This is a genomic window from Algoriphagus sp. oki45 (assembly GCF_036245605.1).
In the GTDB taxonomy this organism is placed as follows: Bacteria; Bacteroidota; Bacteroidia; order Cytophagales; family Cyclobacteriaceae; genus Algoriphagus.
In genome coordinates, this window is record NZ_BTPC01000002.1 from 597,653 (window position 1) to 610,655 (window position 13,003).

Below are 13,003 nucleotides of genomic sequence, written 5' to 3' on the forward strand. Positions count from 1 at the left end.
TGGAAGGGCTGAAAACTCTATAATTAGATAGCTTTTTGAGTGTGATCAACAATTCTGAGGAGACTTTTTCAGCTATCAGGACTTACAAATCAAACCAAAATTCCGATTCAATCCCCATAAGAACCTCACCGGTTCCGTGCAACAGCGGTTTCATGCTTGGCTTTGCAAGCCGCACGAAAACCTAGTTGTTATAGGGCGTTTTTCTTATCATTTCAATAGTCTTCAATTTTGTCAGTCAGTGTTTGGTTTGTTAAAAAGTTGAACTCAGCTTTAAATATAAAGTCATCTATTTGTGAATTAATCGTCCAAATTGAACCATCTTTTCTTGTCAAAGTTAATTGTTCTTCACTGTGCAGTGGATTTATTCCATAGTCTGGAGAAAATGCTACGAGTTTTCGGAACAATTTAGAGTTGGATGGTTTCTGAACCGTTACAAGGTTGTCAGAGGAATCAAGTTCTATTAAAAGTGATTCAGTACTATAAAGGTCGGTAAGTTCTTTACCTTCTTTGAAAATTGGATTTCGTTCAATTGTAACAATTAGAATTTGATTGTGTCCATCTATAACTTTAAATTCATTATTGACTGTGTCAATAAGAAAGGACGAATTATTATAAGTCAAATAGGTCTTAGTGATTTCCCAATGATCAACATAGTCTTTTATGTCCAAATCTTGTCTGCAACTTGATAAGATGAACAAAATAAAAAATGTGAATGAAATTAATCTGTACATAATTGTCTTTTAAAATGCCCTATAACGGTCTCGGCTATGCGTAGTGCGGGATTTCAAGGCACCTTACTGTCCGCCCACCGAAAAGTTTGTTTAGTTTAATTACTATAATATCAGCACTTTCCCACGCATTACGTATAGCCATTGTTGTGCGGTCGTACTTTTTCTTTTTTCGTCCGAGCGTTGGCTCAGACACACTCTTTGACAAGCTTTGGCTTGTGCGGCTGCTTTGAGCGGCTTGGCAATGTGTGTGGCTGTTGAGCGTTGGCATTTCTTAGTCAGTTGTTAATTCCTTCGCAATCATCTCCGCCTGTTTCAATACCGTTTCTGTCGCCAGTTTTTGCATGTCTGGTGGATAGCCGTATTGTCTCAATGTCCGCTTGATGATTACTTTCAGTTTAGCTCTTACACTTTCCTTAATGGTCCAGTCGATAGATGCGTTTTGCTTTACTCGTTCGGTCAAAATCACCGCAAGCTCTCTCAACTTGTCTTGTTGCATTAGCTGTTTGGCGGAATCGTTGTTCGCAACTGCGGTGTAGAAAGCATATTCAAAGTCAGATAGTCCAAGCTTTTTGGCTTCACTGTCCATGTTTACAATTTCCTTACTCAGCTTTATGAGTTCGTCCATCACTTCGGCAGCCGTCAAAATTTTGTTATGGTATTTCTTGATAGAATTCTCCAACATTTCTTTGAGCGACTTACTCTTTACCAAGTTCTTTTTGGAACGAGCTTTTATCTCATCATTAAGCAGCTTTTTCAAAACTTCCAGAGCAACGTTCTTGTGTTCCATTCCTTTGAGTTCCATCAGAAAGTCTTCGGATAGAATGGAAATGTCAGGTTTCTTGATTCCTGCTGCATCAAAAACGTCAATCACTTGTTCAGAAACCAATGCTTGGTCAATAACCTGACGAATAGTTGTCTCAATTTCTTCATCGGTTCTGCCTGAACCTGTACCATCAAACTTGGCTAAGCGTGCTTTTACCGCTTGGAAGAACGACACTTCATCTTTCACATCCATAGCTTGCTCATGCGGAACGGCAATCGCAAAGGCTTTGGATAAAGCAGTTACTTCATTGATATATCGTTTCTTCCCATCTTCCAGTCCGAGAATGTGTTCTTCGGCTGCCAAAATCATAGAAAGTTTTTGTCCTGTTTCTGCTTGGAAGTAGTCTTCATACGGGAATCCGCTATACATCTGCGAAACCACTTCTAGTTTTTCCAGCATCAATTCAACGGCTTGGGCTTGGGCAATGGTTGGGTCACCTTTCCCACCTGCATCTGAGTAAAACGAAAGTGCCTTCTTCAAATCAGACGCAATACCCAAGTAATCGACTACCAAACCACCTGGCTTGTCTTTGTAAACTCTGTTTACCCTTGCAATGGCTTGCATCAGGTTATGGCCTTTCATCGGTTTGTCGATGTAAAGCGTGTGCATGCTTGGTGCATCAAAACCAGTAAGCCACATATCCCGAACAATCACCAGTTTGAGTTCATCGTCTGGGTCTTTCATTCGGTCAGCAAGTGTTCTTCTTTGTTGTTTGGTAGTATGGTGTTTAGCGATTTTCGGTCCATCGGAAGATGATGAAGTCATTACCACTTTAATCACGCCCTTGTCCAAATCATCTGAATGCCATTCGGGTTTAATTTTGACGATTTCATCATACAAATCAGCCGCGATCCTTCTGGACATGGCCACAATCATTCCTTTGCCTTCAAAAACTTCTTGGCGTTGACCAAAATGCTGAATGATGTCGTTAGCTACATTCTTTATGCGGTTTTCACTGCCGATTAAGGCTTCCAACTGTGTCCATTTGGCTTTGGCTTTTTGGGTTTCGGTGAGTTCTTCTCCGTCTAACTCATCATCCAGTTCTTCTACCAGCTTTTTGCCTTCTTCGCTAAGGTTCACTTTTGCCAAACGGCTTTCGTAATAAATGCGAACTGTGGCTCCATCTTCCACAGCTTGAGCAATGTCATACACGTCAATGTAGTTTCCGAAAACGGCAGGTGTGTTTACATCGGTACTTTCAATTGGCGTCCCTGTAAAACCAATGTAGGTGGCATTGGGCAAAGCATCGCGCATGTACTTGGCAAAGCCATACACGGTTTTCTTCCCAATCACATTGCCATGTTCGTCTTTATCATCTACCGTTTTGGCTTTGAAACCGTATTGCGTTCGGTGAGCTTCATCAGCGATTACGACAATATTTTCCCGTTCCGAAAGCGTTTCATACACATTGCCTTCTTCGGGCGAGAATTTTTGAATGGTGGTAAAAATCACACCGCCAGAAGCTACTTTTAGTTTTTCCTTTAAGTCGTTTCGGTTTTCAATCTGTTTTGGTTCTTGCCGCAATAGTTGTGTAGAAGAAGCAAAGGTGTCAAAGAGTTGATCGTCCAGATCGTTTCTGTCGGTGATGACCACTACAGTTGGATTGTCCAAAGCCAATACGATTTTACCTGTGAAGAACACCATGGAAAGAGATTTACCGCTTCCTTGGGTATGCCAAACCACACCACCTTTTCGGTCGCCTTTGGGTTGTGATTTTACACCAGCCACGCCATAGCTTTCAGGTGATTCCATCACCATACTGGTTGGTGTCTCTTTTTCTACCGTGTAACCTGTCGCTCTCATGGCAGATTCCACCGCTCGGTTTACGGCATAGTATTGATGATAAGCCGCTAATTTTTTGACGGTTGAAATGGTGGTTACACCTGTTTTGGTATCTTCCTTTTTCGATTTTTCGAATACGATGAAATGCCGAACCAAATCCAGCAAGGTTTCTTTGTTGAGCATGCCATTAATGAGCGTTTCCATTTGGCTCACCAAGTGCGAAGCTTCTTCTTTGCCGTCTGCCGATTTCCACGCCATAAAACGGCTCATGCCCGATGAAAGCGTTCCTGCTCTGGCCTCCAATCCGTCTGAAATAATCGTAAAGGCATTGTAAGTAAACAGACTTGGAATGACCGCTTTGTATGTTTCTATTTGACGAAAAGCAGATTTGATGGTGGCGTTTTCATCCGCTGCATTTTTAAGTTCAATCACTACCAAAGGAATACCATTGATAAACAGAATGACATCAGGGCGTTTGTTTACGCCATCTTCTACTACCGTAAACTGGTTGGCAACAATGAAGTCGTTGTTTTCGGGTATGTTGAAGTCGATTAACCAGACCAAATCACCTCTTTGCTGTCCGTCTTTTTGATAGCTGACTTTGATACCTTCCGTCAATAAGCGATGAAAGCTTTCATTGTTGGTCAATAACTCTGGCGAATGGATCCGCTGAATTTCTTTGATGGCTTCTTCCTGTGCAGCAGCTGGCACAGTCGGGTTAATTCTTCGCACGGCCTCTGCCATGCGATGGGTGAGCAGTATTTCTTCGTATGAACTCCGCTCGGGATTTTCGCCATCATGGGCAATACTTGGTGCATAGATGTATTCATAGCCCAAATGCTCCAATAATTTGATGGCAAAATCTTCTATGCTATGTTCAGTTATTCTTGTCATTCTTCAGTTTCGGTGTATGCTTTGTATTCGTTTACATAGGCTTGTTTATCAACGTTGAACAGAATTTCACTTGCAGGATATGAGTAATCGCCCATTTTGAATTCGCCAAAAGAATCATCCCAAAAATCGTTGAAGTCGTCAGCTTCCCAATAGTCCAAAGTATCTTCAAGTTGTTCAGCCGCTTTCTTTTCTTTTTTGCTTTCGTAGTTTCTAATAATGAAAACGCAAACAGTTTCAACCGTATCAATCAAAAACTCTCTTGTAAGTACATCAACTTTGCTGTTCCGCTGTTTGATTTCTTCTAAAGATTTACCGTGGGAAGTTAAACCTATGTCGTTTCTTAATTCACCAACTTGTTGTGCAATGGTCGCCAAAGCTGATGAAACTTGATTGACCAATGTTCCATTCGCGTAACCCATTGAAGAAAAGCATTTCTTTAAAACACTATTCACAGAAGGTTTTACACCTAATTCAACGCCATTTTTATCACAGATTTCTTTTCCAACACTTTCCAATAGAGCTTTGGCATTTTCAAGTGAGTGACTGAAATCAATTTCAATATGGGTTTCTATGCGGTCTATGTAAGTCGATAAACCAGTCCAATTGCGATATTCTTCTATGACAGTTTTGAGTTTATTCATCTGTGTCAATTCTTATTTCGCCACTCATGAGTTTTGGCAGAAGTGTATCTCTTAAATCACTTAGATTGTTTATTTGCTTCTGGTTTGATTTGATTTTATCGAAATAATCAATCACTTGATTTTCAAATTTGGTAAGTGTTTCATCATCTGGAATTATCGCTTCCATGTCCTTTATCATTCCAGAGTTGATGGAAGTAACGATTGACGAAGTACTTCCCAAAGTTTCGTAGGGATATGTTTTTAGATAGAAATAAAGAAATTCTTTAGTAAAAGGTGTCTCATCATTGAATTTGAAATGTGCAATCGCCTCATTTGAAAGCATATGCTCAGTTGTAATGGCTACCCGTCCCAATGTCATTTTGAAACTTAAAATCACTGTATTAGGTGGAATAATTGGGATATTAAATTTTTCTACGGCTTCTTCAGTTAAATATTCAGAAGTATCTAAGACGAAAACTCCACTATCGCCTAAGTCTTTGATAGAAACCCATTTCACATCACTTATTGATTTTGAAAACCAGTGAAATTCCTTTCTTGGTGGCGTGCGACCTATCCCAATATCCACTAATTCTTTGAGCTTCTTTACTTCCCAACTCGCATCTGCTTCCTCCACAAACCACTGCCGAAATAGCGTCTCCGCCATTTGCTCCAAGGTTTGGTTTTGGCGGTGAAGCAGGTCTATTTTGTCGTCTAAGCTGGAAAGTACTTCAGCAATTGAGTTTTGTTCCACTTCATCAATGCAGACTTCATATTCGAGAGAATTGAGTAAAGTTTGGGTTACCAATGGGTGACTTGAACCGCCTGCATGTTGATTCAAGTTTGCATTCTTCAAAAAGTAATAGAGAAATTTCGTTGAATAACCATTTTTTGCCTTTGCCGCTAAGGCATTATCCGATACCCAAATAGGTTTGTTTTCATAATAAACTGACCCACAATAAGCACCAACACGTCCTATAATTATCGTCTCATTTTCATAGTTTGAATCCGCAGAAAACCCCAAAATTCCATTTCCACCATAGATTGGAATGTCACCTTCAGACTCAGGTTTTTTCTTTCCATTTCCGAAATTAATAAGTTCGGAAAGCTCAACTTCTTTCCACTCACTCATCAATTTTCACTTTTTTTAGGTTAGCGGCAATGCGTTCGTTGAGTTCAGTTTCTTCTTTGAGTTGGGCTTCAAACTCGGCCTTTAGGCTGGTAAAGCGTTCGTTAAAGTCAAAGTCATCTTCTTCCTCTGCCAAGCCTACATAGCGGCCTGGGGTGAGTACATAGTCCAGTTCAGCTATTCGTTCTTTGGAAGCAGAAGCACAAAAGCCTTTTATGTCTTCGTAGTTGCCATCGGTATTTCGCCAATTGTGGTAGGTGTCCGCAATGGTTTGGATGTCTTCTTCAGAAAGCACTTTGGTTCTGCGGTTAATCAAATGCCCTAAGTTGCGGGCATCAATAAAGAGAATTTCGTCTGTGCGGTTTCGGAATTTACCATTGCTACGGTTACGGCTCATAAACCACAGCGAAGCAGGAATTTGGGTATTCAAGAACAACTTAGCTGGAAGGTTTACAATACAGTCAATCAAGTCGGCTTCTACTAGTTCCTTTCTGATATCGCCTTCACCACCACTTTTAGAAGTTAAAGCCCCTTTTGCCAATACAAAACCTGCTTGTCCGCTTGGTGCCAGGTGGTACATGAAATGCTGAATCCAAGCGTAGTTGGCATTTCCTGAGGGTGGTGTGCCGTATTTCCAGCGGCCATCGGTCCGCAGTAAATCACCGCTCCAGTCGCTCACGTTAAAGGGTGGATTCGCAATGATGTAATCGGCTTTCAGGTCTTTGTGGGCATCATTCAAAAACGAGCCTTCGTTGTTCCATTTTACCTGTGAGCTGTCAATGCCTCTAATGGCCAAATTCATTTTAGCCAGTCGCCAGGTTGTTTGGTTGCTTTCCTGTCCGTAAATGGAAATATCATTGATTTTTCCTTGGTGTTCGGTTACAAATTCCTCAGACTGCACGAACATTCCACCTGAACCACAGCAAGGGTCAAATACTCGTCCTTTGTACGGTTCGAGCATTTCAACCAAGAGTTCAACAACGCTTCTTGGCGTGTAGAACTGTCCGCCCTTTTTACCTTCAGCCAGGGCAAACTCACCCAAGAAATATTCAAACACATGACCCAAAATATCTGCACTTCGGGCTTTGGCATCACCCAAGGCAATGTTTCCAATCATGTCTATGAGTTCACCTAAACTGGTCGGGTCAAGGTTTTGTCGGGCATAAACTTTTGGCAAAACGCCTTTCAGCGAAACGTTTTCCTTTTCAATGAAATCCATGGCTTCATCCACAGACTTTCCAATGGTAGGTTGTTTGGCTTGTGAAAGCAGATAAGACCAACGGGCTTTCTCAGGAACAAAGAACACGTTCTCGGCTTTGTATTCGTCTTTGTCCTCTGGGTCGGCCCCTGCGTATTCGCCTTCACCTGTTTTTAGTTTGTCGTAGAGTTCCTCAAAGGCATCCGAGATGTATTTCAGGAATATCAGTCCGAGTACAACGTGTTTGTATTCCGCTGCGTCAATGTTTTTTCTCAGCTTGTCAGCCGATTTCCAGAGTTGTTTTTCCAACGGTTCTTCTGTTCCGTTTCCGTTCTTTTTTGCCATTTATTTTAAGTTCTTTTTATCTGTTTCATATTTCATCTTTTCTGTCCGAGCGTTGGCAACAAAACAGGCTCTTTTGGTTTTTCAGCGTTGGCATTGCGTGTCGGCAAAAACCAAATGTGCCTGTTTGCGCGTGGGCTTTCTTTGTATGCCGCACAACGTTTTCGGGCTTTGCGTTCGGGCGGGTTTCGGAGCACAAAACTGTCAATAAGCACTAAACTTGAATAGAAGCACAATGCTCCAAGTTTGCACGTCACCCCGCCTGACGCAAAACCCGTGTTACCTGCTGGCATTCTTTGTTTATTCGTCTGTCATTTATCGTCCAAATAGTCTTGATAAAAGTCCTTTCTTTACTTGCTTTTCAATACCCCAAATTAACTCGGTTTCGTGTCGTTTTGCTTTGTCGATGTTCGGCCCAAATTTTCCCCAAGCAAATCCACTTTGATTTTGTTTATTTCTCAAGTCAGCAACTACAAAATTGTCAGGAAGTGATAACGCAAAGTTTTTTAAAGTCGTGTCACTTGATTGTCTTGCGGTTTCAAGTTCAATAAATCCATCGTCTTTAATCCAAATGTCCATAACCACTTTTTCGTGAATTATGTCAAGGTTTGATTTATTTCCGTTTTTACCAAAGTCGTTAACGTGTTCAATAAATTGCGTTAAGTTGTCCGAATGTTTTACAATTACTGCTGGGTCGTGGCATACATAAAATACGCTTCCCCAATTTCCATTTTTGTCAACGTCTAAAATCCAAAAATTTCCAAAACCGTCTCCCGCAAGTTGAACTGAATGTGGAAAAAATTCTTCAAAGCCAAACTGTCCAACTCCGTCAAATGTTACTTCTTCAAGTCCGAAAAATTCGAAGCCACTTGCAAATTTTAGTAGCCCTCTGATTTCGGTCGGAACTTGTCCTGTCGGAAGTCTTTTTGCTAATTCGTCTATTTGTTGGTCAGTCAAACCTTCTTTAAGTTCAACTTTATATTCGTCTCCGTCTTCAGAAACATATTTTTCAATCAGGATAGATTTCAGTTTTTCTGTTGGTGTCATATTTTCTGTTTTTTCGTTGGTCTTGTTTTTGCAACCAATCAAAATTGTCAAGGCTAAAATTGTCAATATTATTGATACGGTCTGTTTCATTATGCTTGCAGGTAACGTTTTCGGGCTTTGCGTTCGGGCGGGTTTCGGAGCACAAAACTGTCAACCAGCACTAAACTTGAATAGAAGCACAAAGCTCCAAGTTTGCACGTCACCCCGCCTGACGCAAAACCCGTGTTACCACCAGTTGTTCTTCTCATATTAGTTCAAGTAGTCGTTCTTTTTCTGTCCATTTTACAGGTTCTCTAGTTGTCTTTTCTCTTAGTAATTCAAAGATAAAGGCTGATTTGTCTGGGAGATAGCCGTCCGATTTGTCATTAACTATTGTCAATCGTTCTTTGATTAAGTCGGTATATTTTGACTTGGTAGCTATTTCAAAATTAACAATTGACTTTCTCAAGTCATTTTCAAAGTATGTCTGTGTCGAGCCAGTAACATAAGTCAACAGGTAAAGCTTTGAACTTTTGTTGATTATTGCATTGAACTTTATACTTTGGAAGTCGTCAAGTGCAGAACGTAATTTTACTTTGTCCGTGTAGTTCGCTTTCAAATAGTCGTTTGCATCTCTTCTAAAAGTTTCTCTTTCTTTCTCTTCTTTTTCGTCCTTATACTGAATACAGAAAGCGTTTACAACACCTACAATAAAATTCGCAAGGTCAAAAACAGCACTTGGTATTTGTTCTATTGTATCACAAGTCTTGTAGTAAAAGTTTACGCCTTCTTTGTCTACAGTTGACTTTACATTAAATGAAGATTGGAAAGAATTTGTAACTCTGTTAATTATGAATTCAGATTCATCGTACAAAGGAGTTTCGTAATAATTTTGGTCAACCCAGCCGCTGTCTGTGACAACAATTTTGTTATTTGTAAAAGTTATAAAAACTGAAACGAATTTGCTGTTGATTGTTGAATATGCGGTAATAACTTCAAGAGCATTATTTCTAACCTTGAAATTGGTCAGATTGCAAAATGCTGATTTTATTTTGTCTATAATTTCTTGGTTGTTCATTGCTATTCAAAAGAAATGTTATCAAAGTTAATATTTTGAACGGCAGTAAACTCAATTTCTGGTGCTTTGTCAATAACACTAGGAAAGTCACCTGTTGAAAGCTTTGTATTACTTTCCATACAGAATAGTGAAACTCCAAAGTTCACATCTTCAGCAATTATTTGAGCTTCTTTTTCATTTTTCAAAGTATCATTCTTATATGCAATGGGTTTCCCATCTTCTTTGTAAGAGTTAAAATGTGGTGTCGTTACTGATTGTTCTTCTAGTGGAATTTCGGGAAAGTCATTTCTATGAGCAGGGCCATCAGAGTCGAAACGAAAAAATGGTTCACCTGTTAGTGAAGGACAACGAAGTTTAATGCCGTATTTTGAATCTCTTTTACTTCTCTCAACAGCAAATGAAATTTCTTCATTTATTGTTTCGTGTTGGACTGAGCTTTGTCCTGTCAACCACTTAGCGTTACTTTTCTTTGGTTCTAAATGAATTGTCTTTGTTAAGATAATTTTATCAACCGTGATAAGTTCTCTAAAAAAGTCAAATTGGTCTCGTATGTCTTTGTTTGTTCTGTTCATCGTTGTCTTTTTACAATTGGTGGTAACGGTTAGTATATGAAAAGTAGGCGATTTCGAAGCACGAAACTTTCGGTTAAACAAAAACTTTGATACGAGCCAAAACTCTTGAATTCAGCACTATATCGCCTATTTTTTATATACATTGTTATGCCTTCGCCTTTTTTTATTTCTTTTTTGGTTGTCTGTAATGATTTGCCCTTATATCTTTTTCAGCAAGTGATACTGTTTCTTCAATTCGCTTTTGTCGTGTTTCTGGCTTTTTTGCATTTAAAATCCATTCTAAAATTCCCCTTTTTGAAGAGGGTGGAAATCTTTCCCAATTCTCAAACGCTGTTTTATTGTCTGAAAACAATTCTTGCAAGTCGTCAGGAATTATAAGATTCTCAACTTCATCTAATGCAGTCCAAGTTCCGTTTTCTTTGGCAATTTCTATCATTTCAAGTCCTACCGACTGCATTAAACCTTTTTCAATGAGTTTCGCAATCTTCGCCTTATTTACTTTGCTCCAATTGCTTTTTGGATTTCTTTTAGCGAAAAACTGATAGTAGCTGTCTTCGTTTCGTTTGTTGGGTTTGCTATCTATCCACCCAAAGCATAAAGCTTCGTCAACCGCTTCGGAATAATAAACACTTGGTATCTCACTTTCCTTTTTGTAAATAATTAGCCAAACAGACTTTTCTGTTGAGTGATTCTTCTCCAACCACTTCCGCCATTCCTTTCTTGATTTGGCGTGAAAAGTTTGTACATCATTATAAATTTCCATTACCAATTTATTGGCTTTCCATCCTTGAAAAATCCACCTGATGGTCCGTCATTAGGCAAAGTAGCTGCCCAAACAATTCCTATTGCACCTTCTTCTACTGGTCTTGCTCCCCATTCTTCGGTTCCTGGATAAGTGGCGGTGAAGCCTGGGTCAACTGAATTAATTTTGATTTTATGTTCTTTAAATTGCGTTGCAAGTTTAACTGTCAAGCCGTTTAATGCAAGCTTTGTAATGCCATATACTGGTACTTTGCTAAAATGATTGGCAAGTCCAAAAACGGGGTCGTCAAATGAACCCGCCCCACTTGAAACATTTACAATTCTTGGTTGGTCACTTTGTTCAAGCAGGTTGTGGAATGCTTTTATCATTCTCCAAGCACCCAAAAGGTTTGTGTCAATTGCAGCTTTAATAAATTCTATATCTGAAGAAAGGGGTTCAGCACCTTGGTCAAAGAATGAACCTGCATTGTTAATCAAAACATCTATTCTGCCAAATTCCTTATCAATGTCTTTTACAAGTCCGTCTATAGATTGGTCATTCGTAATATCTAATTGACGGGCAAAGACACCGATTTTTTCAGCAAGTTCTGAAACCTTGTCCAAGTCGCGGGCTGTTATAATAACTTTATATCCAAGGTCTTTCAGTTGCCTTGCTGTTTCAAAGCCAAGTCCTGATTCTCGGCTCACTCCTGTAATTATTACGATTTTGTCCATATTTCAATTTTTTTTGTTTTAATTGTTTTTTAAGGTGAGGCATAACGGTTTGCGTGTATGTGCAGTAGCGGATTAGAAGCACTTTCCTGTCCATTTAGCACAAGGTTTCTTAGAAGCACAGACCTTTGATTTACCGCTACACCCGCTATTGCCACATACACGCTGTTAGGGTGCGTTTTTCTCTTTTCAGAACGGCAAATCATCTTCGTCTAAAAAGTTATTTTCTTGATTATCATTGTTTTGAAGTCCATACCAGCCTGAAAGTTGTAAATAGCATCTTTCGGATAAATCTGAATCTTCAGGTTTCCACCACCTTGCTAAGGAAACCCGCATTAATGTACCTTGTGGAATGATATTTACTTTTGGAGCAAATCCTACATAAGGAAAACGCTTTGTAGATGTAAATGCATTTACTGGATGATAATTATAATGCTTGCCATCCTCGTCTAAAGTCAAGTCCCTATCTGAAATCCAAAAACCAACACTATTAGTAGGTAGATTTTCCCTATTACCAAGATATCCACTACCATTTCCTGTCCACCCTAATCTTCCGTTAAAAATCTGATTTGGTGAGCCTCTAAATATTGTAACACCACAATTTAAAAGGTGATTGTTTATATCTATTTGTCTCAAATACTGCTTAGATTGGATGATTATATCTTCAATATGAGGCGGTTCTACATCTTGTCTATCATAGAACTGAATATCCCACACATCACCAATATCAAAATCTGTGTCTGCATATTGGTCCCAATTCCCTGGATTAAGCAACCTGACAAGTCTATTATTTGCTAAAACTAGTCCTCCTACGCAGGCGGCTTTGCCTTTATGTGTTTTTGAAGTGATTAAGATTTCCATTATAAGTGAGTTGTTTTGTATCCGAGTTTTTCCAATTTGTCGGTCACTATTGACCTATGACAAGCTTCTGGCTTTTCCTCTACACAAAATAAAACTACTCTATTTGCACCTACTTCATCTAACTTGTCTATAAAAGAATCAAAATCAAATTTGCTTAAAATTCTGTCTTTGTATGCTATTGTAAAAACCTGACCTAGTTTGTTACGGTCTCGCTTTAATTCTCCTTTTTGATTGTCCGCTTCTTTTTGAAGGTCTCTTATTTCACTTGTTGGTGCAAGTTCCATTACGTGACCGTATTTAATGTCAAGATCATTCAATTTCTGTTGAAGCCTATTACTATTAACAAAAGCATATTGCGAACCTCTGACGCCTCTTCGTTGCCTAATGTCGCAAAAGGTGTCAATATTGTTGTCTATCAGCTTTTTAAAGTATTCTTGTTCGGTTGAGTTATAAACTCCTATTGTAAAAAATTCCATT

The 13,003-nt window shown here is 39.3% G+C and carries 12 protein-coding genes; all 12 read right to left on the bottom strand.

The genetic code is table 11. From position 1 onward, the window contains the following. Window positions 1-212 precede the first annotated feature (212 nt). The 12 genes from AAA942_RS12035 to AAA942_RS12090 all read right to left on the bottom strand — a co-directional run bounded on the left by AAA942_RS12035 (window position 213) and on the right by AAA942_RS12090 (window position 13,002). Window positions 213-668: a hypothetical protein gene (locus tag AAA942_RS12035; RefSeq protein ID WP_338220517.1), complete on the bottom strand. Its 456-nt coding sequence runs from the start codon at window positions 666-668 to the stop codon at window positions 213-215. Between the two features lie 334 nt (window positions 669-1,002). Further along, on the bottom strand, window positions 1,003-4,230 hold the full coding sequence (locus tag AAA942_RS12040; RefSeq protein WP_338220518.1) for a type I restriction endonuclease subunit R: 3,228 nt from the start codon (window positions 4,228-4,230) through the stop codon (window positions 1,003-1,005). Beyond that, on the bottom strand, window positions 4,227-4,871 hold the full coding sequence (locus AAA942_RS12045) for an abortive infection family protein (RefSeq protein ID WP_338220519.1): 645 nt from the start codon (window positions 4,869-4,871) through the stop codon (window positions 4,227-4,229). The genes AAA942_RS12040 and AAA942_RS12045 overlap by 4 nt, the downstream gene beginning before the upstream one ends. Continuing rightward, on the bottom strand, window positions 4,864-5,979 hold the full coding sequence (locus AAA942_RS12050) for a restriction endonuclease subunit S (protein ID WP_338220521.1): 1,116 nt from the start codon (window positions 5,977-5,979) through the stop codon (window positions 4,864-4,866). The genes AAA942_RS12045 and AAA942_RS12050 overlap by 8 nt, the downstream gene beginning before the upstream one ends. After that, window positions 5,972-7,519: a class I SAM-dependent DNA methyltransferase gene (locus AAA942_RS12055; RefSeq protein ID WP_338220522.1), complete on the bottom strand. Its 1,548-nt coding sequence runs from the start codon at window positions 7,517-7,519 to the stop codon at window positions 5,972-5,974. Before AAA942_RS12055 ends, AAA942_RS12050 begins: the two co-directional genes overlap by 8 nt. Window positions 7,520-7,831: 312 nt before the next feature. Further along, window positions 7,832-8,653: an SMI1/KNR4 family protein gene (locus AAA942_RS12060; RefSeq protein ID WP_338220523.1), complete on the bottom strand. Its 822-nt coding sequence runs from the start codon at window positions 8,651-8,653 to the stop codon at window positions 7,832-7,834. Window positions 8,654-8,807: 154 nt separating this feature from the next. After that, on the bottom strand, window positions 8,808-9,620 hold the full coding sequence (locus AAA942_RS12065; RefSeq protein ID WP_338220524.1) for a hypothetical protein: 813 nt from the start codon (window positions 9,618-9,620) through the stop codon (window positions 8,808-8,810). Between the two features lie 2 nt (window positions 9,621-9,622). After that, complete coding sequence (locus AAA942_RS12070) at window positions 9,623-10,192, bottom strand: hypothetical protein (protein WP_338220525.1); 570 nt, start codon at window positions 10,190-10,192, stop codon at window positions 9,623-9,625. Between the two features lie 163 nt (window positions 10,193-10,355). Continuing rightward, window positions 10,356-10,955 carry a YdeI/OmpD-associated family protein gene (locus AAA942_RS12075; protein ID WP_338220526.1) on the bottom strand — a complete coding sequence of 200 codons (600 nt, stop codon included), beginning with the start codon at window positions 10,953-10,955 and terminating at the stop codon, window positions 10,356-10,358. Beyond that, entirely contained in the window at window positions 10,955-11,668 is a 714-nt protein-coding gene (locus AAA942_RS12080) for an SDR family NAD(P)-dependent oxidoreductase (protein WP_338220527.1), read from the bottom strand. Before AAA942_RS12080 ends, AAA942_RS12075 begins: the two co-directional genes overlap by 1 nt. A 186-nt stretch (window positions 11,669-11,854) precedes the next feature. Then, complete coding sequence (locus tag AAA942_RS12085; RefSeq protein ID WP_338220528.1) at window positions 11,855-12,526, bottom strand: dual OB domain-containing protein; 672 nt, start codon at window positions 12,524-12,526, stop codon at window positions 11,855-11,857. Beyond that, window positions 12,526-13,002 (bottom strand): DUF488 domain-containing protein, encoded by a 477-nt coding sequence (locus AAA942_RS12090; RefSeq protein ID WP_338220529.1) that lies wholly within the window; start codon window positions 13,000-13,002, stop codon window positions 12,526-12,528. Before AAA942_RS12090 ends, AAA942_RS12085 begins: the two co-directional genes overlap by 1 nt. Between the last annotated feature and the right edge of the window lies 1 nt (window position 13,003).

Excerpts from the sequence above, each read along its gene's own strand:
- AAA942_RS12070 (WP_338220525.1), bottom strand. The coding sequence starts at position 10,192 with ATGAACAGAACAAACAAAGACATACGAGACCAATTTGACTTTTTTAGA.
- AAA942_RS12055 (WP_338220522.1), bottom strand. The coding sequence starts at position 7,519 with ATGGCAAAAAAGAACGGAAACGGAACAGAAGAACCGTTGGAAAAACAA.
- AAA942_RS12050 (WP_338220521.1), bottom strand. The coding sequence starts at position 5,979 with ATGAGTGAGTGGAAAGAAGTTGAGCTTTCCGAACTTATTAATTTCGGA.
- AAA942_RS12045 (WP_338220519.1), bottom strand. The coding sequence starts at position 4,871 with ATGAATAAACTCAAAACTGTCATAGAAGAATATCGCAATTGGACTGGT.
- AAA942_RS12075 (WP_338220526.1), bottom strand. The coding sequence starts at position 10,955 with ATGGAAATTTATAATGATGTACAAACTTTTCACGCCAAATCAAGAAAG.
- AAA942_RS12060 (WP_338220523.1), bottom strand. The coding sequence starts at position 8,653 with ATGAAACAGACCGTATCAATAATATTGACAATTTTAGCCTTGACAATT.
- AAA942_RS12080 (WP_338220527.1), bottom strand. The coding sequence starts at position 11,668 with ATGGACAAAATCGTAATAATTACAGGAGTGAGCCGAGAATCAGGACTT.
- AAA942_RS12085 (WP_338220528.1), bottom strand. The coding sequence starts at position 12,526 with ATGGAAATCTTAATCACTTCAAAAACACATAAAGGCAAAGCCGCCTGC.
- AAA942_RS12040 (WP_338220518.1), bottom strand. The coding sequence starts at position 4,230 with ATGACAAGAATAACTGAACATAGCATAGAAGATTTTGCCATCAAATTA.
- AAA942_RS12065 (WP_338220524.1), bottom strand. The coding sequence starts at position 9,620 with ATGAACAACCAAGAAATTATAGACAAAATAAAATCAGCATTTTGCAAT.
- AAA942_RS12090 (WP_338220529.1), bottom strand. The coding sequence starts at position 13,002 with ATGGAATTTTTTACAATAGGAGTTTATAACTCAACCGAACAAGAATAC.